The organism is Cupriavidus sp. H39 (assembly GCF_050271075.1).
Lineage (GTDB): Bacteria > Pseudomonadota > Gammaproteobacteria > Burkholderiales > Burkholderiaceae > Cupriavidus > Cupriavidus necator_B.
This window is the reverse complement of sequence record NZ_CP189848.1, coordinates 2,710,557-2,728,027: the sequence shown is the minus strand read 5'-3', so window position 1 is coordinate 2,728,027 and position 17,471 is coordinate 2,710,557. Positions and strand designations below refer to the sequence as shown.

Genomic DNA, 17,471 nt, shown 5'->3' with positions numbered 1-17,471 from the left:
GGCCCCTCACTTTCGTAGCGACTCCATGGCGAGCAAAACCAGTCAGTACAGCGAATCTTCCATCCGGGTCCTGAAGGGCCTGGAGCCGGTCAAGCAGCGTCCCGGCATGTACACCCGGACCGACAACCCCCTGCATATCGTTCAGGAGGTGATCGACAATGCCTCGGACGAGGCCCTCGGCGGCCACGGTTCCGAGATCCTGGTGACCCTGCATCGCGACGGCAGCCTCAGCGTGGAAGATGACGGCCGCGGCATCCCGGTGGGCGTCCACCCGGAAGAGGGCGTGCCCGTGGTCGAGATCGTCTTTACCCGGCTGCACGCGGGCGGCAAGTTCGACAAGGGCAAGGGCGGCGCCTATGCGTTTTCCGGCGGCCTGCATGGCGTGGGCGTGTCGGTGACCAATGCCTTGTCGACCCAGCTGGACGTGACCGTGTGGCGCGACGGCATCTGCTCGACGCTGACCTTCTCCGGCGGCGACGTGACCGTGCCGCTGGCTTCGCGCAAGCTCGAGCGCGGCGAAAAGAAGAACGGCACCCGCGTGCAGGTATGGCCGGACGCGAAGTACTTCGATTCCGCCGCGATCCCGCTGGCGGAGCTGCAGCGCCTGCTGCGCAGCAAGGCGGTGCTGCTGCCGGGCGTGAAGGTCACGCTGGTGACCGAGAAAACCGGCGAGCGCCAGACCTGGCAGTACGACCAGGGCCTGAAGGGCTACCTGGTGGAGGCGCTGGCGCAGGGCAGTGGCGCCGAACTGGTGATCCCGATGTTCGAGGGCGAGCACTTCGCCGACTCCGATGCCAATCCCGGCGAGGAAGGCTTTGCCGACGGCGAGGGCGCGTCGTGGGTGGTAGCCTGGACCGAGGATGGCGCGCCGGTGCGCGAGTCCTACGTCAACCTGATCCCCACGCCGGCCGGCGGCACGCATGAATCCGGCCTGCGCGAAGGGCTGTTCCAGGCGGTGAAGAGCTTTATCGAGATGCATGCGCTGCAGCCCAAGGGCGTCAAGCTGATGAGCGAAGACGTGTTCGCACGTGCTTCGTTCGTGCTGTCGGCCAAGGTGCTGGACCCGCAGTTCCAGGGTCAGATCAAGGAGCGCCTGAACAGCCGCGACGCGGTGCGGCTGGTGTCCACCTTCAGCCGCCCCGCGCTGGAGCTGTGGCTGAACCACCATGTCGAATACGGCAAGAAGCTGGCCGAGCTGGTGATCCGCCAGGCCCAGGCGCGCACGCGCGCGGCGCAGAAGGTCGAGAAGAAGAAGGGCTCCGGCGTGGCCGTGCTGCCCGGCAAGCTGACCGACTGCGAGTCCACCGACATCACCCGCAACGAGCTGTTCCTGGTCGAGGGCGACTCCGCCGGCGGCTCGGCCAAGATGGGCCGCGACAAGGAGTTCCAGGCCATCCTGCCGCTGCGCGGCAAGGTGCTGAACACCTGGGAGACCGAGCGCGACCGCCTCTTTGCCAACAACGAGGTGCACGACATCGCCGTGGCGATCGGCGTGGACCCGCACGGCGCCAGTGACGAGCCCGACCTGTCCAACCTGCGCTACGGCAAGATCTGCATCCTGTCCGATGCCGACGTCGACGGCGCGCATATCCAGGTGCTGCTGCTGACGCTGTTCTTCCGCCACTTCCCCAAGCTGATCGAGACCGGCAACGTCTATGTGGCGCGTCCGCCGCTGTTCCGCGTCGATGCCCCGGCGCGCGGCAAGAAGCCGGCGCAGAAGCTGTACGCGCTCGACGAAGGCGAACTCGAAGCCATCCAGGACAAGCTGCTCAAGGACGGCGTCAAGGAAAACTCGTGGCAGATCTCGCGCTTCAAGGGCCTGGGCGAGATGAGCGCCGAGCAGCTGTGGGAAACCACCATGAACCCCGATACGCGCCGCTTGCTGCCCGTGATGCTGGGCGAATACGACTTGCCGCAGACCGTCGAGATGATGAACATGCTGATGGGCAAGGGCGAGGCCGCCCAGCGCCGCAGCTGGCTGGAAGAGAAGGGCAACGAGGTCGAGGCCGATATCTGAGCCGGGCCGCGGCGCCGCGGGCGGGGCCGGTCCGGTGCCGGCCCCGCCCGATTGGCGCATAATGCCGGCTCCGGTCCGCCGTACTCTGGAACGCACGATGAAGACGAGAACCCCCGGCAACCCATGGCGCAAGGCGACGGCAGTGCTGCTGGCGCTGGCCGGGCTTGCCTGCGTGCCGGCGGCGCATGCCGAGTTGTGGGGCTACATCGATGCCGACGGCGTGGCCCATTTTGCCGACCAGAAGCTGGACGCGCGCTACAAGCTGTTCATGAAGGACGGCGGCAAGCTCGACTCCGCGCGCCTGTCCGTACGGCAGGCGCAGCCCGCGGGCGGGGACATCGACCTGGAACAGCACAAGCTGTACCGCTACGTCGTCAACCATCCCAACATCAAGACCGTCGAGCCGCTGATCCACCAGATCGCCGGCAAGCAGGATGTCGATCCCGCGCTGGTCAAGGCGGTGATGGCGGTGGAGTCCGGCTTCAACCCGGCGGCGGTGTCGCCCAAGGGCGCGATCGGCCTGATGCAGGTGATCCCCGATACCGGCGCGCGCTTTGGCGTCAGCGCGGATGCGCGCCGCACCGTCGAACAGAAGCTGGCCGATCCGCGCACCAACATTACCGCCGGCGTGCGCTACCTGAGCTGGCTGATGCAGCAGTTCCCCAACAACCTCGAGCTGGTGCTGGCGGCGTATAACGCCGGCGAGGGCGCTGTGCAGCGCTACAACAACCGTATTCCGCCCTATCCGGAAACCCGGCAGTATGTCAGCACCGTGCTGCAGTTCTACCGGCTGTACCAGCCACAGCAGGGCGTGGTGCTCAAGCACGCCAGCGCTAGCGACGACGGTCCGCGCGTGAAGATGGTGATCGGCGCGCGCCGTGCCATGCCCTGACCGGCACCCACGAATCACAAGCCACCCGGTGCGCCCGCCGTTGAAGTCCAACGCGTGGCGCGCCGAATCCTTGCCTATCCATGGAACAACAAGACATCACGTTTCAACCTGAAGAGCCGGCCGATTCGCTGACGCTGGCCCGCTACGCCGAGCGCGCCTACCTGGACTACGCCGTCAGCGTGGTCAAGGGCCGCGCGCTGCCCGAGGTGGCCGACGGCCAGAAGCCGGTGCAGCGGCGCATCCTGTTCGCGATGCACGAGATGGGGCTGCGCGCCGACGCCAAGCCGGTCAAATCGGCGCGCGTGGTCGGTGACGTGCTGGGCAAGTTCCACCCGCATGGCGACCAGTCCGCCTATGACGCGCTGGTGCGGCTGGCGCAGGACTTCTCGCTGCGCTATCCGCTGATCGACGGGCAGGGCAACTTCGGCTCGCGCGACGGCGATGGCGCCGCGGCGATGCGCTACACCGAAGCCCGCCTGACGCCGATCTCGCGGCTGCTGCTCGACGAGATCGACGAAGGCACGGTCGACTTCATCCCCAACTACGACGGCTCGATGCAGGAGCCCAGGCTGCTGCCGGCGCGGCTGCCGTTCGTGCTGCTCAACGGCGCCTCGGGCATCGCGGTGGGCATGGCCACCGAGATCCCGCCGCACAACCTGCGCGAGGTCGCCGGCGCCACCGTGGCGATGATCCGCAACCCGAATATCTCGCTGGCCGAGCTGCTGGCGCTGATGCCGGGGCCGGACTATCCCGGCGGCGGCCAGATCATCTCGCCGGCGGCGGACATTGCCCAGATCTACGAGAACGGCCGCGGCAGCCTGAAGGTGCGAGCGCGCTGGACCATCGAGGAAATGGCGCGCGGCCAGTGGCAGCTGGTGGTGACCGAGCTGCCGCCGAATACCTCGGCGCAGAAGGTGCTGGAAGAGATCGAGGAAATCACCAACCCCAAGATCAAGACCGGCAAGAAGGCGCTGACGCAAGACCAGCAGCAGCTCAAGGCCACCGTGCTGGCGGTGCTCGACGCGGTGCGCGACGAGTCCGGCAAGGACGCGCCGGTGCGGCTGGTGTTCGAGCCCAAGAGCAAGAACGTGGGCCAGCAGGAGTTCATCCAGACGCTGCTGGCGCATACCAGCCTGGAATCCGGGGCGCCGATCAACCTGGTGATGATCGGCACCGACGGACGCCCGCGCCAGAAGGGCCTGCGCGAAATCCTGGCCGAGTGGATCGCGTTCCGCTTCGACACCGTCACGCGGCGCACGCGCCATCGCCTGGGCAAGGTTGAGGACCGCATCCACATCCTCGAAGGCCGGATGCTGGTGCTGCTCAATATCGACGAGGTGATCCGCATCATCCGCGAGAGCGACGAGCCCAAGCCGGCGCTGATCGAGGCCTTCGGCCTGAGCGACCGCCAGGCCGAGGACATCCTCGAAATCCGGCTGCGCCAGTTGGCGCGCCTGGAAGCGATCCGGATCGAGAAGGAACTGAAGGAACTGCGCGAGGAGCAGGCCGAACTGGACGTGCTGCTCAAGTCCGAGACCATGATGCGCCGTCGCATCATCAAGGAGATCGAGACCGACGCGAAGCAGTACAGCCCGGAAGACAAGGATCCGCGCCGCACGCTGATCCAGGAAGAGCGCCGCGCCGCGGCCGAGGTGCGCGTGATCGACGAGCCGGTGACGGTGGTGATGTCGCAGAAGGGCTGGGTGCGCACGCGCCAGGGCCATGGCCACGACGCGCAGCAATTCACCTTCAAGGCTGGCGATGCGCTGTATGGCACCTTCGAATGCCGCACCGTCGACGTGCTGCTGGCGTTCGGCACCAATGGCCGGGTCTATTCGGTGCCGGTCGCCGGCCTGCCGGGCGGGCGCGGCGACGGGGTGCCCATCACCACGCTGATCGAGCTGCAATCCGGCAGCCAGGTGGCGCATACCTTCGCCGGGGCGGCCGAACAGCGCATGCTGATCGCCACCGCGGGCGGCAATGGCTTCCAGACCCGGGTCGCTGACATGATCAGCCGGCAGAAGGGCGGCAAGTCGTTCCTGACGCTCGACGACGGCGACACCCCGCTGGCGCCGGCGCCGCTGGGCGACGAGGCTACCCATGCCGCGTGCCTGTCCGGCAACGGCCGCCTGCTGCTGGTGGCGCTGGATGAAGTGAAGGTGCTGTCCGCCGGCGGGCGCGGCGTGATCCTGATGGAGCTCGAGCCCAAGGAGAAGCTGCTGCAGGCGGTGGCGGTGGGTGCGCCGGGACTGGTGCTGTCCGGCGCTGGCCGCGGCGGCAAGCCGTCGTCGCAGAAGCTGGCCGGGGCGTCGCTGCTGCCCTATGTGGGCAAGCGCGCGCGCAAGGGCAAACAACTCGAGGCGAAGCTGAAGGAGCCGAGGATCGACCCGGTGCGGGTGGAGCCGCCTGCTGGCAATTGAATCGCCCCTGATTTGCTCCCCTCTCCCGCTTGCGGGAGAGGGGCAGGGGTGAGGGCAGGCGGTGGCATACCGCAGGCCTGACTTCGAAGACGCTCCCGCCCTCACCCCAGCCCCTCTCCCGCAAGCGGGAGATGGAGCACCCAATCGGCTGGGAAACGCCTCAATCCACTCCCACGAATCCCCCGGTCTGATGCGCCCACAGCCGCGCATACAGCCCGCCCTGCGCCAGCAATTCCGCGTGCGTGCCGTTCTCCACGATATGCCCGTTGTCCAGCACCACCAGCCGGTCCATCCTTGCGATCGTCGACAGCCGGTGCGCGATGGCAATCACGGTCTTGCCCTGCATCAGCGTTTCCAGGCTTTCCTGGATCGCCGCTTCCACTTCCGAGTCCAGCGCCGAAGTCGCTTCGTCGAGGATCAGGATCGGCGCGTTCTTGAGCAGCACCCGCGCGATCGCGATGCGCTGGCGCTGGCCGCCTGACAGCTTCACGCCGCGCTCGCCGACCTGCGCTTCCAGCCCGGTGTTGCCGTGGGCATCGACCAGGTCGGGGACGAACTCGTCGGCGCGGGCGCGGTGCAGCGCCGCGGCCAGTTCGGCTTCCGTGCTGGAGGGCTTGCCGTAGAGCAGGTTCTCGCGGATCGAGCGGTGCAGCAGCGAGGTGTCCTGCGTGACCATGCCGATCTGCGCGCGCAGGCTTTCCTGCGTGACCGTGGCGATATCCTGGCCGTCGATCAGGATGCGGCCGCGCTCGACGTCGTAGAGGCGCAGCAGCAGGTTGACCAGCGTCGACTTGCCGGCGCCGGAAGGCCCAACCAGGCCGATCTTCTCGCCCGGCCGCACGGTCAGGTTGACGCCCTCGATCACGCCCGAGCCCTTGCCGTAGTGGAAGCCCACCTGCTCGAAGCGGACTTCGCCGTGCGTGACGCGCAGCGGCTGCGCGCCCGGGCGGTCGGTCACCTTGCGCGGCACCGCGATGGTCTTCATGCCGTCCTGCACCTGCCCGACGTTCTCGAAGATACCGTTGACCACCCACATGATCCAGGCAGACATATTGTTGATGCGGATCACCAGCCCGGTGGTCAGCGCAATCGCACCGGTGGTGACATGCCCGGTGCTCCACAGCCACACCGCCAGCCCGGTGGTGCCGGCGATCAGTGCGCCGTTCATCGAGGTGATGGCGACGTCCATGCCGCTGACCATGCGCCCGGCCTGCCGTGTCTTCTCGGTCTGTTCGGACATGGCGTCGCGCGCATAGTCTTCTTCCTGCCGGGTATGGGCGAACAGCTTGAGCGTGGTGATATTGGTGTAGCCGTCGACGATACGCCCCATCAGCCGCGAGCGCGATTCGGTGGCGACCACCGAGCGCTGCTTCACGCGCGGCACGAAGTACAGCAGCGCGGCGACGTAGCAGCCGATCCACAGCAGCAGCGGGATCATCAGCCGCCAGTCGGCCTGCGCGAACAGCACCAGCGAACTGACCGCGTAGATCAGCACGTGCCACAGCGCATCGACGGCCTGCACCGCGGAGTCGCGCAACGAGAAGCCGGTCTGCATGATGCGCTGGGCGATGCGCCCGGCAAAGTCGTTCTGGAAGAACGACAGGCTCTGCTTGAGCACGTAGCGGTGGTTCTGCCAGCGGATCAGGTTGGACAGGCTGGGATTGATGACCTGGTGCACCAGCACGTCGTGCAGGCCCAAAAAAACGGGCCGCAGCAGCACAGCCACCACCAGCATCCACACCAGCTCGTTGCGATGCCGGGTGAAGAATTCCGCGCCGGGCGTGGTCTGCGCCATGTCGACCAGCCGGCCGAGGAAGCTGAACAGCGCCACTTCGATCAGCGCGCCGACCAGGCCCACCAGCAACAGCAGCACGAATACGCCCCAGACTTCGCGCAGGTACCACGTGTAGAAGCGCAGGACCTGGCCCGGCGGCTCCCGGTCAGGCATGTGGCGGAAGGGATCGATCAGTCTTTCCAGGCGACGCAACATGGCGGGTTCCCGTTGTGCCAGGCGTGCCCGGTGTCTTCGTGGGACGGGCGCGCGTGCGGCGGAGCAGACGCAACATGATACGCGCGTCGCGCCATGGAAAAGCCCCGCCGGAGCGGGGCCTGGTCTGCAATGACATGCGGCCGCGGCCGCAGCATCAGTGGATAACCATATGCGTGAATGGCGGCACATAGGCCTGCAGCGTCACGAAGATGCCGACCAGGATGGCCAGTGCGATCGAATGGAAGAACACATAGCGCAGGATGTCGCCTTCGTGTCCGTACCATTTGGTCGCCGTCGAGGCCACCACGATCGACTGCGCGTCGATCATCTTGCCCATCACGCCGCCCGAGCTGTTGGCCGAAGCCATCAGCACCGGCGACAGGCCCAGCTGCTCGGCGGTGGTCTTCTGCAGGCCGCCGAACAGCACGTTCGAGGCGGTGTCGGAGCCGGTCAGCGCCACACCCAGCCAGCCCAGCATGGTGCCGAACAGGGGATAGAGCACGCCGGTCTGCGCAAACGCCAGGCCCAGTGTCGCGTCGAGGCCCGAATAGCGGGTCAGGTAGCCGATGCCGAACATGGCGCTGATGGTCAGCAGCGAGAACTTGGTCAGCTTGATGGTTTCCCAGTATTCCTTGAGCAGGCGCGGCACCGAGTAGCCCATCAGCAGGCCACCGACCACGGCCGATACCAGGATGCCGGTGCCGGCCATCGACAGCACATTGAACAGGAACACGGCCGGTTCGGCGATTTCCTTGGGCGTGACCGGCGGATGCTTGATGATGGCCTTGTCCAGCCCGGGCACCGGGAACTTGAACTGCCACACGGCGTCCATCATCTTCTTGAACTCGGGGATGCCCCACACGAACACGAACACGGTCAGGATGACCCACGGCATCCAGGCCTTCACCACGGAGATGCCGGCCGAAGCGGCGGTAGCGCGGGCGTCGGCTTCGAGCGCTTCGGGATGGTCGACCCTGGACTCGTCGTGACGGCCGAGGATCTTGGTCGAAGTCCAGATCTCTTTCGGATGCCAGATCTTCAGGAACAGGGTCAGGCAGCCCATCGACACCAGCGACGAGATCACGTCCACCAGCCAAGGGCCGTGGAAGTTCGACACCAGGAATTGCGGAACGGCGAAGGTCACGCCGGCCACCAGGATCGCCGGCCAGATCGCGAGCATGCCGCGGAACCCGGCGAAGGCCCAGATCAGCCAGAACGGCACCAGCACGGAGAAAAACGGCAGCTGGCGGCCGATCATGGCCGACAGCGTGACCTGGTCGATGCCCGTCACCGACGACAGGCCGATGATCGGCGCCCCCAGCGCGCCGAACGCCACCGGCGCGGTGTTGGCGATCAGCGCCAGGCCCGAGGCCGCCAGCGGCGAAAAGCCCAGGCCGATCAGGATGGCGCCGGTCACTGCCACCGGCGTGCCGAAGCCGGCCGCGCCCTCGAAGAAGGCGCCAAAACTGAACGCTACCAGCAGCAGCTGCAGGCGGCGGTCTTCGGTCACGCCAGAGATAGAGCCCTGCAACACCTTGAACGATCCGTTCAGGGTTGTCAGCCGGTGCAGGAAGATGATGTTGAGAACGATCCAGCCGATCGGGAACAAGCCGGAAATGATGCCCAGCCCCGCGGCCTTGCCGGCCATCGCGGCGGGCATGCCGAATACCGCGGCGGCCACCACCACGCCCACTACCAGTGCCAGGCCTGCGGCCAGATGCGCCTGCATATGAAAGAACGCCAGTGCGATCAGCAGCACGGCGACGGGTATCCCCGCGGCAATGGTCGACAGCGCCATATTGCCTAGCGGGTCATAGACTTGACTCCACACGATCGAAATCCTCCTCTGGTTTGGCTCAGGTGACCGGGCGATCTGCGTGCCCTGGAACCACCGCATGCGCTTTGCACCGGCGTGCGGCATCCGCCGTGCCGGCAAAGAACAAGGATTTTAGAAAAGGCCCCACCGCGGCCCCCGTATATCGCGTCATGCCTGCGATGAGCCACATTCAGGGATCAGGGTTTGCCCCGACGAGCAGGGCGGCGCACATGGGGCCCTTGCGGCACACCGGCCAGAGTACTCTAAACAGCGCCCGTTGCAAAAGTATGCAAGCCAGCGGCGACGCCGCATGGCTGGCCGTGGCAACGATTCCGGCCGCTGGCGCGGACGCGGCCGTGGCGCCATACTGGCGGACAGCGCGCCGGCATCCGGCCGGCGCCATCCCACTTCCAGGCGAGGTTTTCCCATGACTGAGTTGCTTCCGCCGTGGCCGTTGCTGATGGCATTCGTGGTGGCCAGCCTGGCGCTGGCGATCACGCCGGGCCCGGCCGTGGTCTATATCGTCACGCGCACGCTGGCACAGGGGCGGCAGGCCGGACTGGCCTCGATCGGCGCGGTGGCGCTGGGAAACCTCGGCAACGCCATCGGCGCTTCGCTGGGCCTGGCGGTGCTGTTCTCGGTCTCGGCGCTGGCCTTCACGGTGGTCAAGTACGCCGGGGCGGCCTACCTGATCTGGCTGGGGCTGCGTGCCTTGCGCGGCGGCGGCACCGGCGCCGAGGGCGGTACCGCGGAAGCGTCGCCGCGCAGCCTGCGCCAGGTGGTGCGCGATGGCTTCGTGGTGGCCTTGCTCAACCCCAAGACCGCGATCTTCTTCGCGGCCTTCCTGCCGCAGTTCATGAACCCGGCGGGATCGGCGCTGGCGCAGAGCCTGGCGCTGGGCGTGGCCTTCGTGCTGATCGCCGCGACCACCGACGCATGCTATGTGATGGCCGCCGCCGCGGTGATGCCGGCGCTGCGCCGCGCCGGCCGGGTGCGCGCGCTGGGCCGCTACCTGACCGGCGCGGCCTTTATCGGGCTGGGGATCTTTACCGCCGCGTCGGGCTCGCGCGCGCCGAAGTAGGCGGGGAGCGCTGGGCGGAAACCGCCGCGCCTCAGCGCAGCGGCAGTTCCAGGATGCCGCCGGCGGCGGGGCGGGCGCGCATGGCGTTGAGCCAGCGTTCCAGGTCGGGGCGCGGCTGGTGCTTGCGCGGCAGCCCCATCCAGCGGTGCGCGGCGCAGGCCAGCGAGATGTCGGCCATGGTGAAGCGATCGCCGCCGACGAACTCGCGTCCGGCCAGCGCCTTGTCGAGCAGCGCGGCCAGCGGCTCGGTGCGCTCGCACGAGGCCTGGATGGCGGCCTGGTCGCGCTCGGCTGCGGGCTTGCGCACCAGGTTCAGGAATGCCGTCACCATGGCCGGGCTGAAGGCGGTGGTCTGCCAGTCCATCCAGCGGTCGGCCGAAGCGCGCGCCTTGACATCCTCGGGCCACAGCGTGCCTTCGCCGTAGCGCGCGCACAGGTAGCGCACGATCGCATTGGACTCCCACAGCACGAACGGCTCGCCGCCGACATCGGTGCCGCGGAAATCCTCGATCACGGGGATCTGGCGGTTCGGGTTCAGGCGCACATAGGCCTCGGTGTCGAGGTCGCCCTTGGTCACGCCGATATCGACGCGCTCATGGTCCAGGTGCAACTCGCGCGCGCACCAGACCACCTTTTGCACGTTGATGGAGGAAAGCCGGCCCCAGATACGCAACATGTCGTCTCCCAAGTGAGGTGCGCCCGTTTGCCCTGGCTCAGGCCGCGCGCGGCTGCCGGGCCGCGGCAATGGCTTCGCGGAACAGTTCGCCGAGGATCGCCACGCCTTGCTCGATGCGCTCCGCCGGCACCGTGACAAAGGCCAGGCGCAGCGCGTTGCGCTTGGGGTTGCCGGCGTAGAACGGCGCGCCCGGCACGTAGGCGACGTTGCGCTTCACCGCTTCTTCCAGGATCACCATGCTGTCCAGGCCCTCGGGCAGCTCCATCCAGATGAACATGCCGCCTTCGGGCGCATTCCAGCTGACGCCCTCGGGCATGTGGCGCCTGAGCGCGTCCAGCATGGTCTGGCACTGCTTGCTGTAGAGCTCGCGGATGGTCGGGATATGGGTGTCGAGCAGGCCGTCGCGGATGGTTTCGTAGGCCACGCGCTGGGTGAAGGTGGGCGTGTGCAGGTCCGAGGCCTGCTTGGCCTGGCACAGCTTGAAGTGCAGCTCGGGCGGGGCGATCACATAGCCCAGGCGCATGCCGGGCGCCAGGATCTTCGAGAACGAGCCCATGTAGATCACGCCATCGGGGTTCATCGACAGCAGGCTCGGCAGCTGGTCGCCGGTGTAGCTGAGCGCGCCGTACGGGTCGTCCTCGACCAGCAGCACACCCTGTTCCTGCGCGCGCGCTACCAGCGCCTGGCGGCGCTCCAGCGGCAGGCGGCGCCCGGTCGGGTTCTGGAAGTTGGGCAGGGCGTACAGGAAGCGGGCGCCGGCGGTCAGCTCGGGCGTCAGCGCCTCGGGCAGCAGGCCCTTGTCGTCGCTGGGAATCGAGACGAATTCCGGCTCGAACAGCGAGAACGCCTGCAGCGCGCCGAGGTAGCTGGGGGTTTCCACCATCACCTTGCTGCCCGGGTCGATCATCACCTTGGCGATCAGGTCCAGCGCCTGCTGCGAGCCGGTGGTGATCAGCACGCGCTCGACCGCCACGTCATGGCGCCGGGCGATGAACTCGCGCAGCGGCAGGTAGCCTTCAGTCGCGGCGTATTGCAGCGCCGCCTGCGGGTTGTCGGCGAACACGCGGGCCGTCGCGGCTTCCATCGCCGCTACCGGGAACGACGCCGGCGACGGCAGGCCGCCGGCGAACGAAATGACTTCCGGACGCTCGGTGACCTTCAGGATTTCGCGGATGGCCGAGCTGGTCAGTTGCTGCGCCCGGCGGGAGATGGCCCATTTCATGATGTGTCTCTTGTGGTCTGCGGTGATTCTGGTGCGAGCGGCGCCGGCAACGGCCTGCCGCTCAGTCAATGCGCAAGCGCGGTTCAGCCCTGCACTTCGGCGATCAGCTCGATCTCGACGCAGGCGCCCAGCGGCACCTGTGCCACGCCGAACGCGCTGCGGGCGTGCTTGCCCTTGTCGCCGAAGACTTCGGCCAGCAGCTCCGAGGCGCCATTGGTGACGAGGTGCTGCTCGGTGAAGTCGGTGGTCGAATTGACCAGGCTCATCACCTTGACGATGCGGGTCACGCGGTTCAGGTCGCCGACATGCGCATGCAGCGTCGCCAGCAGGTCGATGGCGACGGCGCGGGCGGCGGCCTTGCCGGTTTCGGTGTCGATGTCCTGGCCCAGCTTGCCGGCCCATACCTTGCCGTCCTTGCGGGCGATATGGCCCGACAGGAACACGGTGTTGCCGGTCTGCGCGGCCATCACGTAGGCGGCGGCGGGGGCGCTGACGGCCGGCAGTTCAATGCCGAGGCGGGCAAGGATATCGTAGACCGAGGTTTGGGACATGTAGGCTCCAGTCAGTGAATGCGTCCGGGAAGGATCGGTGGGGGTTCCGGGGCGGGGGCGGGTGCGGCTTGCTGCACGGCGGCGCGGCGGCCCAGGGCCACCACGGCAATCACCGCCACCGCGAAGGCGAGGGTGGGGGCGTCAAGCGGCTCGGACAGGATCAGCGCGCCGCCCGCCAGCGTCAGGAACGGCTGCAGCAATTGTATCTGGCCGACGCGGGCCACGCCGCCTTTTGCCAGGCCGGCGTACCAGAAAAGGAAGCCCACGAACATCGAGAACACCGAAACATAGGCCATGCCGCCCCAGGCCCGCGGCGAGGCCGCGGTGATCGCCGGCAGGTCGCGCAGCGCCAGCCAGGCCACCACCGGCACCAGTAGCGGTAGCGATACCACCAGCGCCCAGCTGATGGTTTCCAGCCCGCCCAGCTCGCGCGACAGCTTGCCGCCCTCGGCGTAGCCGAGCGCGCCCAGTAGCACCGCGCCGAACAGGTACCAGTCGGCATGCTGCAGGCCGCCGGCGCCTTGCCACACGGCAAAGCCGACCACCAGCGCGCTGCCGGCCAGCGCCGACAGCCAGAAGGCAGCCGATGGCCGCTCGCGCCCGAACCAGGCGGCGAACACCGCGGTCGCCAGCGGCAGCAGGCCGATCACGATGGCGCCGTGGCTGGCCGGGACCTCGCGCATGGCCAGCGAGGAAAACAGCGGGAAGCCCGCCACCACGCCCAGCGCGGTGACGGCCAGCCGCGGCCATTGCCCGCCGCGCGGGCGCCGGCTGGCGTGCAGCGCGCCGCGCCACGCCAGCAACGCCAGCGCCAGCAGGGCGGCCAGCACGGCCCGCGCCAGCGCGACGAAGACCGGGTCCAGTTCCGCCACCGCCATGCGCGTGAACGGCAGCGTCTGGCTGAAGATCGCCACGCCGATCAGGCCCAGCAGCATGCCGCCCGAGGCGGGCGCGGCCGATGACGGAGGCGTCGAAGAAGGGGGATGCGGAGCGGGGCGGCTGGCGGGCATGGTTGGCCTCTGGAGGTTGAACTCGGGGCAATCCTGGTCAGGCTGCCGCGGGCACGCCGGGACGGGCCCCGAGCGCGATCCACAGCGCTGTCAGCGCCAGTGCCGCCCCCATGGCCCGGTTGAACCAGCGCACGCGCCGGCCTTGCTGCAGCCACTGCCGCAGCGACGCGCCCACCGCGCCATAGACGCCGTTGCTGACAAAGCCCAGCACCCCGAATACGCCGCACACCAGCAGCACGCGCTGCACCGGCGACGCCGCGCCCGCCATGTACGAGGCTGCCACCGCCAGCGCCAGCATCCACGCCTTGATGTTGGCGTACTGCAGCGCTGCCGACTGCCACACGCTGAGCGGGCGCAGCACCTGTTTTTCCGCCAGCGCCGTGCTGCGCGCGATTTTCCACGCCAGCCACAGCAGGTAGGCCACGCCGGCGGCGTGCACCACGGCGGCCAACGCCGGCTGACCGAGGATCAGCGCGCCTACTCCGAGCGCGCACAGCGCCAGGATGCTGGCAAAGCCGAACGCGACGCCCACGCAGTGCGGCAGCGTGGCGCGCAGGCCGAAGTTTGCCCCGGTCACGGCGGCGATGGTGGTGTTGGGCCCGGGTGTGAACAAGCCGACCGTGAGCAGCGTCAGCAGCGCCGCGAACTGCGCCGCGCTCAGGCCGGTGAGCAGGCCGGCCAGCACTCCGGACGTCGTCATGCGAACGCCACCGCCACGCGCCGGTTGGTGCGGCTCTTCTTTTCGATCTTGGTCACCACCACCGCGCCGATCTCGCCGGTGTTGGCCACGTGCGTGCCACCGCACGGCTGGCGGTCCACGCCGGGGATCTCGATGATGCGGATGCTGGCCGTGCCTGCCGGCGGGGCCGCGCCGATGGTGCGCACCAGGTCGGGCTGCGCGGCCAGTTCCTGCGGCGTGATCAGAGTGGTGCGCACCGCGGTGTTGGCGCGGATCAGCGCGTTCAGGCGCTCGGTCAGGTCAGCCTTGTCGAGCGTGGACTCGGGCAGGTCGAAGTCGATGCGCGCCGATTCCGGCGAGATGCCGCAGCCCGTCACCGGCACCGGGATCAGCGAACCCAGCAGGTGCAGGCAGGTGTGCAGGCGCATCAGCCGGTGGCGGCGGGCCCAGTCGATCGCGACCGTGACGCGCTCGCCGACGCGCGGCAGCGGCGCCCCGGCCGCCGGCACATGCAGGATGCGGCTGCGGTCGTCGGCGTAGACCGTGTCGATGATGGCCACGGTGCCCCCGTCAGGCAGCGCCAGCGTGGCGGTGTCGCCGGCCTGGCCACCGCTGCGCGCATAGCACACGGTCTCGTCGAGCTCGATCCCTTCGGCGCTGGCGGCCACAACGGTGGCGGTGCAGTGGTCGAGATACGGGTCTTCGTCGAAGCGTTTGCGGGTGGCGGACATCGGGGGCTCCTTGGTCTTGTTATGGGTATGGCTAGCGCAGGGTACGGATGCCCTGCGGCGTTTCGATTTCGGCGACCAGTGCAGGCGGACCGTCGTCCTGCTCCACGGCGAGAAGGTGGTCGGCGCCCATCCAGTCCAGCCCCTGGCGCAGCAGCTCGGCGCGCGGATGGCGCGCGCCCAGCCGGCGCAGCGCCAGGTCCTGCCGCGGCAGGCTGGCGCCGGGCCAGGCGGCCACATCCCACTGGATCAGGCTGGGCAGCGCGCCGTCGCCGGCGCTGCCGGCTTCGCCCGCCCAGGCCGGCAGGCTGCCGTCGGCGGGCACGGTGATGCGCCAGTGCAGGCTGCCCCGGCTCATGGGGATGACTGGGGCGATGCGTTCGGGATACTGCGCCTGCCATCGGCTCAGGTCGGCCGGCCGTTCCACGCGCGCCGCCCAGTGCAGCAGGAACGGACCATCGCGCAGGCGCTGCTGTACCGCCTCGGTGTCCAGGCCGAACCAGCGCGGCCGCGCGGGTTGGGCAGCGGCCGGATCGATCGCGATCACTTCCAGGTAGATGCCGCCGAACAGACCCAGCACGCGGTTGTGCGTGCCCATGGCCGCATGCGCGCCGCCGCCCTGGGGCGCAATGCCCAGCACGCCGGCAACGTAATCGGTGCCGGCGTCGAGGTCGGCGGCGGCAACCACGAGGTGATCGAGAGCTAGCTTCATGTTGGCATTGATGGTAGACAAGGTACTCGGTACAGTACCGGTACAGTTCAGCGGATCGTCTTCAGTACAGTTGCAGGAGCAGCACATGGAGTCCAACAGCAGCAGCGGCGACGCCGCGGGCGACAGCGTCGGCCAGCGCGGCGCCATGGCCCGCCAGAAGGATAGCCGAGGCGGCCCGCAAGCCGCATCGGGCAGCGCGCCGGCGCGCGCGCTGCAGCTGGTGTTGCCGCCCACGGCGCGGCTGCCGGACCCGGTCCCGTCCGCGCAGATGACGCTGGTCGAGCAGCTGACCGAATGGGCGCGCATGCGCATCGACGAGCGCGTGTTCCGCGCCGGCATGCGCATGCCGTCGATCCGGCAGCTGGCGCAGGAGAAGGGCATCTCGCGCTTCACCGTGGTCGAGGCGTATGAGCGGCTGGTGGCGCTGGGCTACCTGGAATCGCGCCGCGGCTCGGGCTTCTACGTCCGCGAGCGGGCCCCGGCCGCGCCGGCGGCGCCGGTCCCCCGCGACGCCGCGGTGGCGCGCAAGATCGACGTGACCTGGCTGCTGCGCAGCATGTTCCATACCGCCGAGGCGCACAAGGCGCCGGGCCTGGGCTTCCTGCCCAATGACTGGCTCGACGGCGAGCTGATCGCCAGCGCGCTGCGTGGGCTGGGCCGCCAGCCGGGCAACCATTTCCTGGCGAGCGGCACGCCGCAGGGCTTCCTGCCGTTGCGCCAGCAGCTGCGCACGCGGCTGGAAGAACTGGAGATCCGCGCCGGCGCCGAGCAGATCGTGCTGACCTCGGGCATCACCCAGGCGCTCGACCTGATCGCCCGGCTCTACCTGCAGCCCGGCGACGCGGTGCTGGTGGGCGACCCGGCCTGGTTCGTGATGTTCGGCCGCTTCGCCGCGCAGGGCGCGCAGGTGATCGGCGTGCCCTACACCGGCGAAGGGCCCGACCTGGAGGCGCTCGAGCGCATCGTGCAGGCGCGCCGCCCCAAGCTGTTCGTGATCAACTCGGTGCTGCACAACCCGACCGGCACCTCGCTGTCGGCGGCCAAGGCCTTCCAGCTGCTGCGCATGGCCGAGCAGTATGACTTCCTGATCGTCGAGGACGACATCTACTGCGACCTGTGCCCGCCCGGCCACGCCGCCACCCGGCTGGCCAGCCTGGACCAGCTGCGCCGCGTGATCTACCTGGGCAGCTTTTCCAAGACGCTGGCGGCCAACCTGCGCGTTGGTTTTATCGCCGCGCACCCTGAGACTGCGGCGGCGCTGACCGACAGCAAGCTGCTGGCCGGGCTGGCCACGCCGGAGATCAACGAGCGGGTGCTGTACAAGGTGCTGACCGAAGGGCATTACCGCAAGCACGTCGAGCGCGTGCGCAGCCGGCTCGACCGCGCCCGCGACGACACCCGGCGCGCGCTGGAAGGGCTGGGGCTGCGGCTGTTTCCCGGCCAGCATGCCGGCATGTACCTGTGGGCCGATACCGGCCGCGATTCCAACGCCATTACCACCGCCGGCCATGAAGAGGGCTACCTGTTCGCCCCGGGCAGCCTGTTCTCGCCGTCGCAGATGCCGTCCGGGTGGATGCGCTTCAACGTTGCCAGCAGTGGCGATCCCGACATGCTGCGTTTCCTGGCGCGGCAGCTCGAACGCCTGTAGCGCGGGCAGTCGCTGCGCCCCCGGGTCTT

At 68.6% G+C, this 17,471-nt stretch carries 14 protein-coding genes; 5 read left to right on the top strand and 9 right to left on the bottom strand.

Annotated elements, in window-relative coordinates:
- Positions 1-25: 25 nt before the first annotated feature.
- From ACOCMH_RS27990 to parC, 3 genes are all read left to right on the top strand, one after another.
- The gene (locus ACOCMH_RS27990) at positions 26-2,017 is read left to right on the top strand and encodes a DNA topoisomerase IV subunit B (protein WP_427310488.1); all 1,992 of its coding nucleotides are present in this window, start codon (positions 26-28) and stop codon (positions 2,015-2,017) included.
- Between the two features lie 97 nt (positions 2,018-2,114).
- Positions 2,115-2,909 (top strand): lytic transglycosylase domain-containing protein, encoded by a 795-nt coding sequence (locus tag ACOCMH_RS27985; protein WP_427310486.1) that lies wholly within the window; start codon positions 2,115-2,117, stop codon positions 2,907-2,909.
- Between the two features lie 80 nt (positions 2,910-2,989).
- Positions 2,990-5,329 carry a DNA topoisomerase IV subunit A gene (parC, locus tag ACOCMH_RS27980; RefSeq protein WP_427310484.1) on the top strand — a complete coding sequence of 780 codons (2,340 nt, stop codon included), beginning with the start codon at positions 2,990-2,992 and terminating at the stop codon, positions 5,327-5,329.
- Between the two features lie 160 nt (positions 5,330-5,489).
- Here the strand turns inward: parC and ACOCMH_RS27975 are convergent, their stop codons facing one another.
- Positions 5,490-7,319: an ABC transporter ATP-binding protein gene (locus ACOCMH_RS27975; RefSeq protein ID WP_427310482.1), complete on the bottom strand. Its 1,830-nt coding sequence runs from the start codon at positions 7,317-7,319 to the stop codon at positions 5,490-5,492.
- A gap of 154 nt (positions 7,320-7,473) precedes the next feature.
- Positions 7,474-9,150, bottom strand: coding sequence for an L-lactate permease (locus tag ACOCMH_RS27970; protein WP_427310480.1), 1,677 nt, complete (start codon positions 9,148-9,150; stop codon positions 7,474-7,476).
- 412 nt (positions 9,151-9,562) lie between these two features.
- Between ACOCMH_RS27970 and ACOCMH_RS27965 the strand changes: the two genes are divergently transcribed.
- Entirely contained in the window at positions 9,563-10,216 is a 654-nt protein-coding gene (locus ACOCMH_RS27965; RefSeq protein ID WP_427310478.1) for a LysE family translocator, read from the top strand.
- 31 nt (positions 10,217-10,247) lie between these two features.
- On the opposite strand, the gene ACOCMH_RS27960 is transcribed toward ACOCMH_RS27965, so the two are convergent.
- From ACOCMH_RS27960 to ACOCMH_RS27930, 7 genes are all read right to left on the bottom strand, one after another.
- On the bottom strand, positions 10,248-10,892 hold the full coding sequence (locus ACOCMH_RS27960; RefSeq protein WP_171515932.1) for a glutathione S-transferase family protein: 645 nt from the start codon (positions 10,890-10,892) through the stop codon (positions 10,248-10,250).
- Positions 10,893-10,929: 37 nt separating this feature from the next.
- On the bottom strand, positions 10,930-12,114 hold the full coding sequence (locus ACOCMH_RS27955; RefSeq protein WP_427310476.1) for a PLP-dependent aminotransferase family protein: 1,185 nt from the start codon (positions 12,112-12,114) through the stop codon (positions 10,930-10,932).
- An 83-nt stretch (positions 12,115-12,197) separates the two neighbouring features.
- The gene (locus ACOCMH_RS27950; RefSeq protein ID WP_427310474.1) at positions 12,198-12,665 is read right to left on the bottom strand and encodes a RidA family protein; all 468 of its coding nucleotides are present in this window, start codon (positions 12,663-12,665) and stop codon (positions 12,198-12,200) included.
- Positions 12,666-12,676: 11 nt separating this feature from the next.
- Positions 12,677-13,675 carry a DMT family transporter gene (locus tag ACOCMH_RS27945; protein WP_427310473.1) on the bottom strand — a complete coding sequence of 333 codons (999 nt, stop codon included), beginning with the start codon at positions 13,673-13,675 and terminating at the stop codon, positions 12,677-12,679.
- 37 nt (positions 13,676-13,712) lie between these two features.
- Positions 13,713-14,375 carry a LysE family translocator gene (locus ACOCMH_RS27940; RefSeq protein ID WP_427310471.1) on the bottom strand — a complete coding sequence of 221 codons (663 nt, stop codon included), beginning with the start codon at positions 14,373-14,375 and terminating at the stop codon, positions 13,713-13,715.
- A complete protein-coding gene (locus ACOCMH_RS27935; RefSeq protein WP_427310470.1) occupies positions 14,372-15,085 on the bottom strand; it encodes an alanyl-tRNA editing protein in 714 nt (237 codons plus the stop codon). Before ACOCMH_RS27935 ends, ACOCMH_RS27940 begins: the two co-directional genes overlap by 4 nt.
- A gap of 31 nt (positions 15,086-15,116) precedes the next feature.
- A complete protein-coding gene (locus ACOCMH_RS27930) occupies positions 15,117-15,794 on the bottom strand; it encodes a VOC family protein (RefSeq protein ID WP_427310468.1) in 678 nt (225 codons plus the stop codon).
- A gap of 85 nt (positions 15,795-15,879) precedes the next feature.
- Between ACOCMH_RS27930 and ACOCMH_RS27925 the strand changes: the two genes are divergently transcribed.
- Positions 15,880-17,442, top strand: coding sequence for a PLP-dependent aminotransferase family protein (locus ACOCMH_RS27925; protein ID WP_427310467.1), 1,563 nt, complete (start codon positions 15,880-15,882; stop codon positions 17,440-17,442).
- The last annotated feature ends 29 nt before the right edge of the window (positions 17,443-17,471 follow it).

Excerpts from the sequence above, each read along its gene's own strand:
- ACOCMH_RS27975 (WP_427310482.1), bottom strand. The coding sequence starts at position 7,319 with ATGTTGCGTCGCCTGGAAAGACTGATCGATCCCTTCCGCCACATGCCT.
- ACOCMH_RS27945 (WP_427310473.1), bottom strand. The coding sequence starts at position 13,675 with ATGCCCGCCAGCCGCCCCGCTCCGCATCCCCCTTCTTCGACGCCTCCG.
- ACOCMH_RS27965 (WP_427310478.1), top strand. The coding sequence starts at position 9,563 with ATGACTGAGTTGCTTCCGCCGTGGCCGTTGCTGATGGCATTCGTGGTG.
- ACOCMH_RS27935 (WP_427310470.1), bottom strand. The coding sequence starts at position 15,085 with ATGTCCGCCACCCGCAAACGCTTCGACGAAGACCCGTATCTCGACCAC.
- ACOCMH_RS27940 (WP_427310471.1), bottom strand. The coding sequence starts at position 14,375 with ATGACGACGTCCGGAGTGCTGGCCGGCCTGCTCACCGGCCTGAGCGCG.
- ACOCMH_RS27960 (WP_171515932.1), bottom strand. The coding sequence starts at position 10,892 with ATGTTGCGTATCTGGGGCCGGCTTTCCTCCATCAACGTGCAAAAGGTG.
- ACOCMH_RS27955 (WP_427310476.1), bottom strand. The coding sequence starts at position 12,114 with ATGAAATGGGCCATCTCCCGCCGGGCGCAGCAACTGACCAGCTCGGCC.
- ACOCMH_RS27950 (WP_427310474.1), bottom strand. The coding sequence starts at position 12,665 with ATGTCCCAAACCTCGGTCTACGATATCCTTGCCCGCCTCGGCATTGAA.
- ACOCMH_RS27930 (WP_427310468.1), bottom strand. The coding sequence starts at position 15,794 with ATGAAGCTAGCTCTCGATCACCTCGTGGTTGCCGCCGCCGACCTCGAC.
- ACOCMH_RS27990 (WP_427310488.1), top strand. The coding sequence starts at position 26 with ATGGCGAGCAAAACCAGTCAGTACAGCGAATCTTCCATCCGGGTCCTG.
- ACOCMH_RS27985 (WP_427310486.1), top strand. The coding sequence starts at position 2,115 with ATGAAGACGAGAACCCCCGGCAACCCATGGCGCAAGGCGACGGCAGTG.
- parC (WP_427310484.1), top strand. The coding sequence starts at position 2,990 with ATGGAACAACAAGACATCACGTTTCAACCTGAAGAGCCGGCCGATTCG.
- ACOCMH_RS27925 (WP_427310467.1), top strand. The coding sequence starts at position 15,880 with ATGGAGTCCAACAGCAGCAGCGGCGACGCCGCGGGCGACAGCGTCGGC.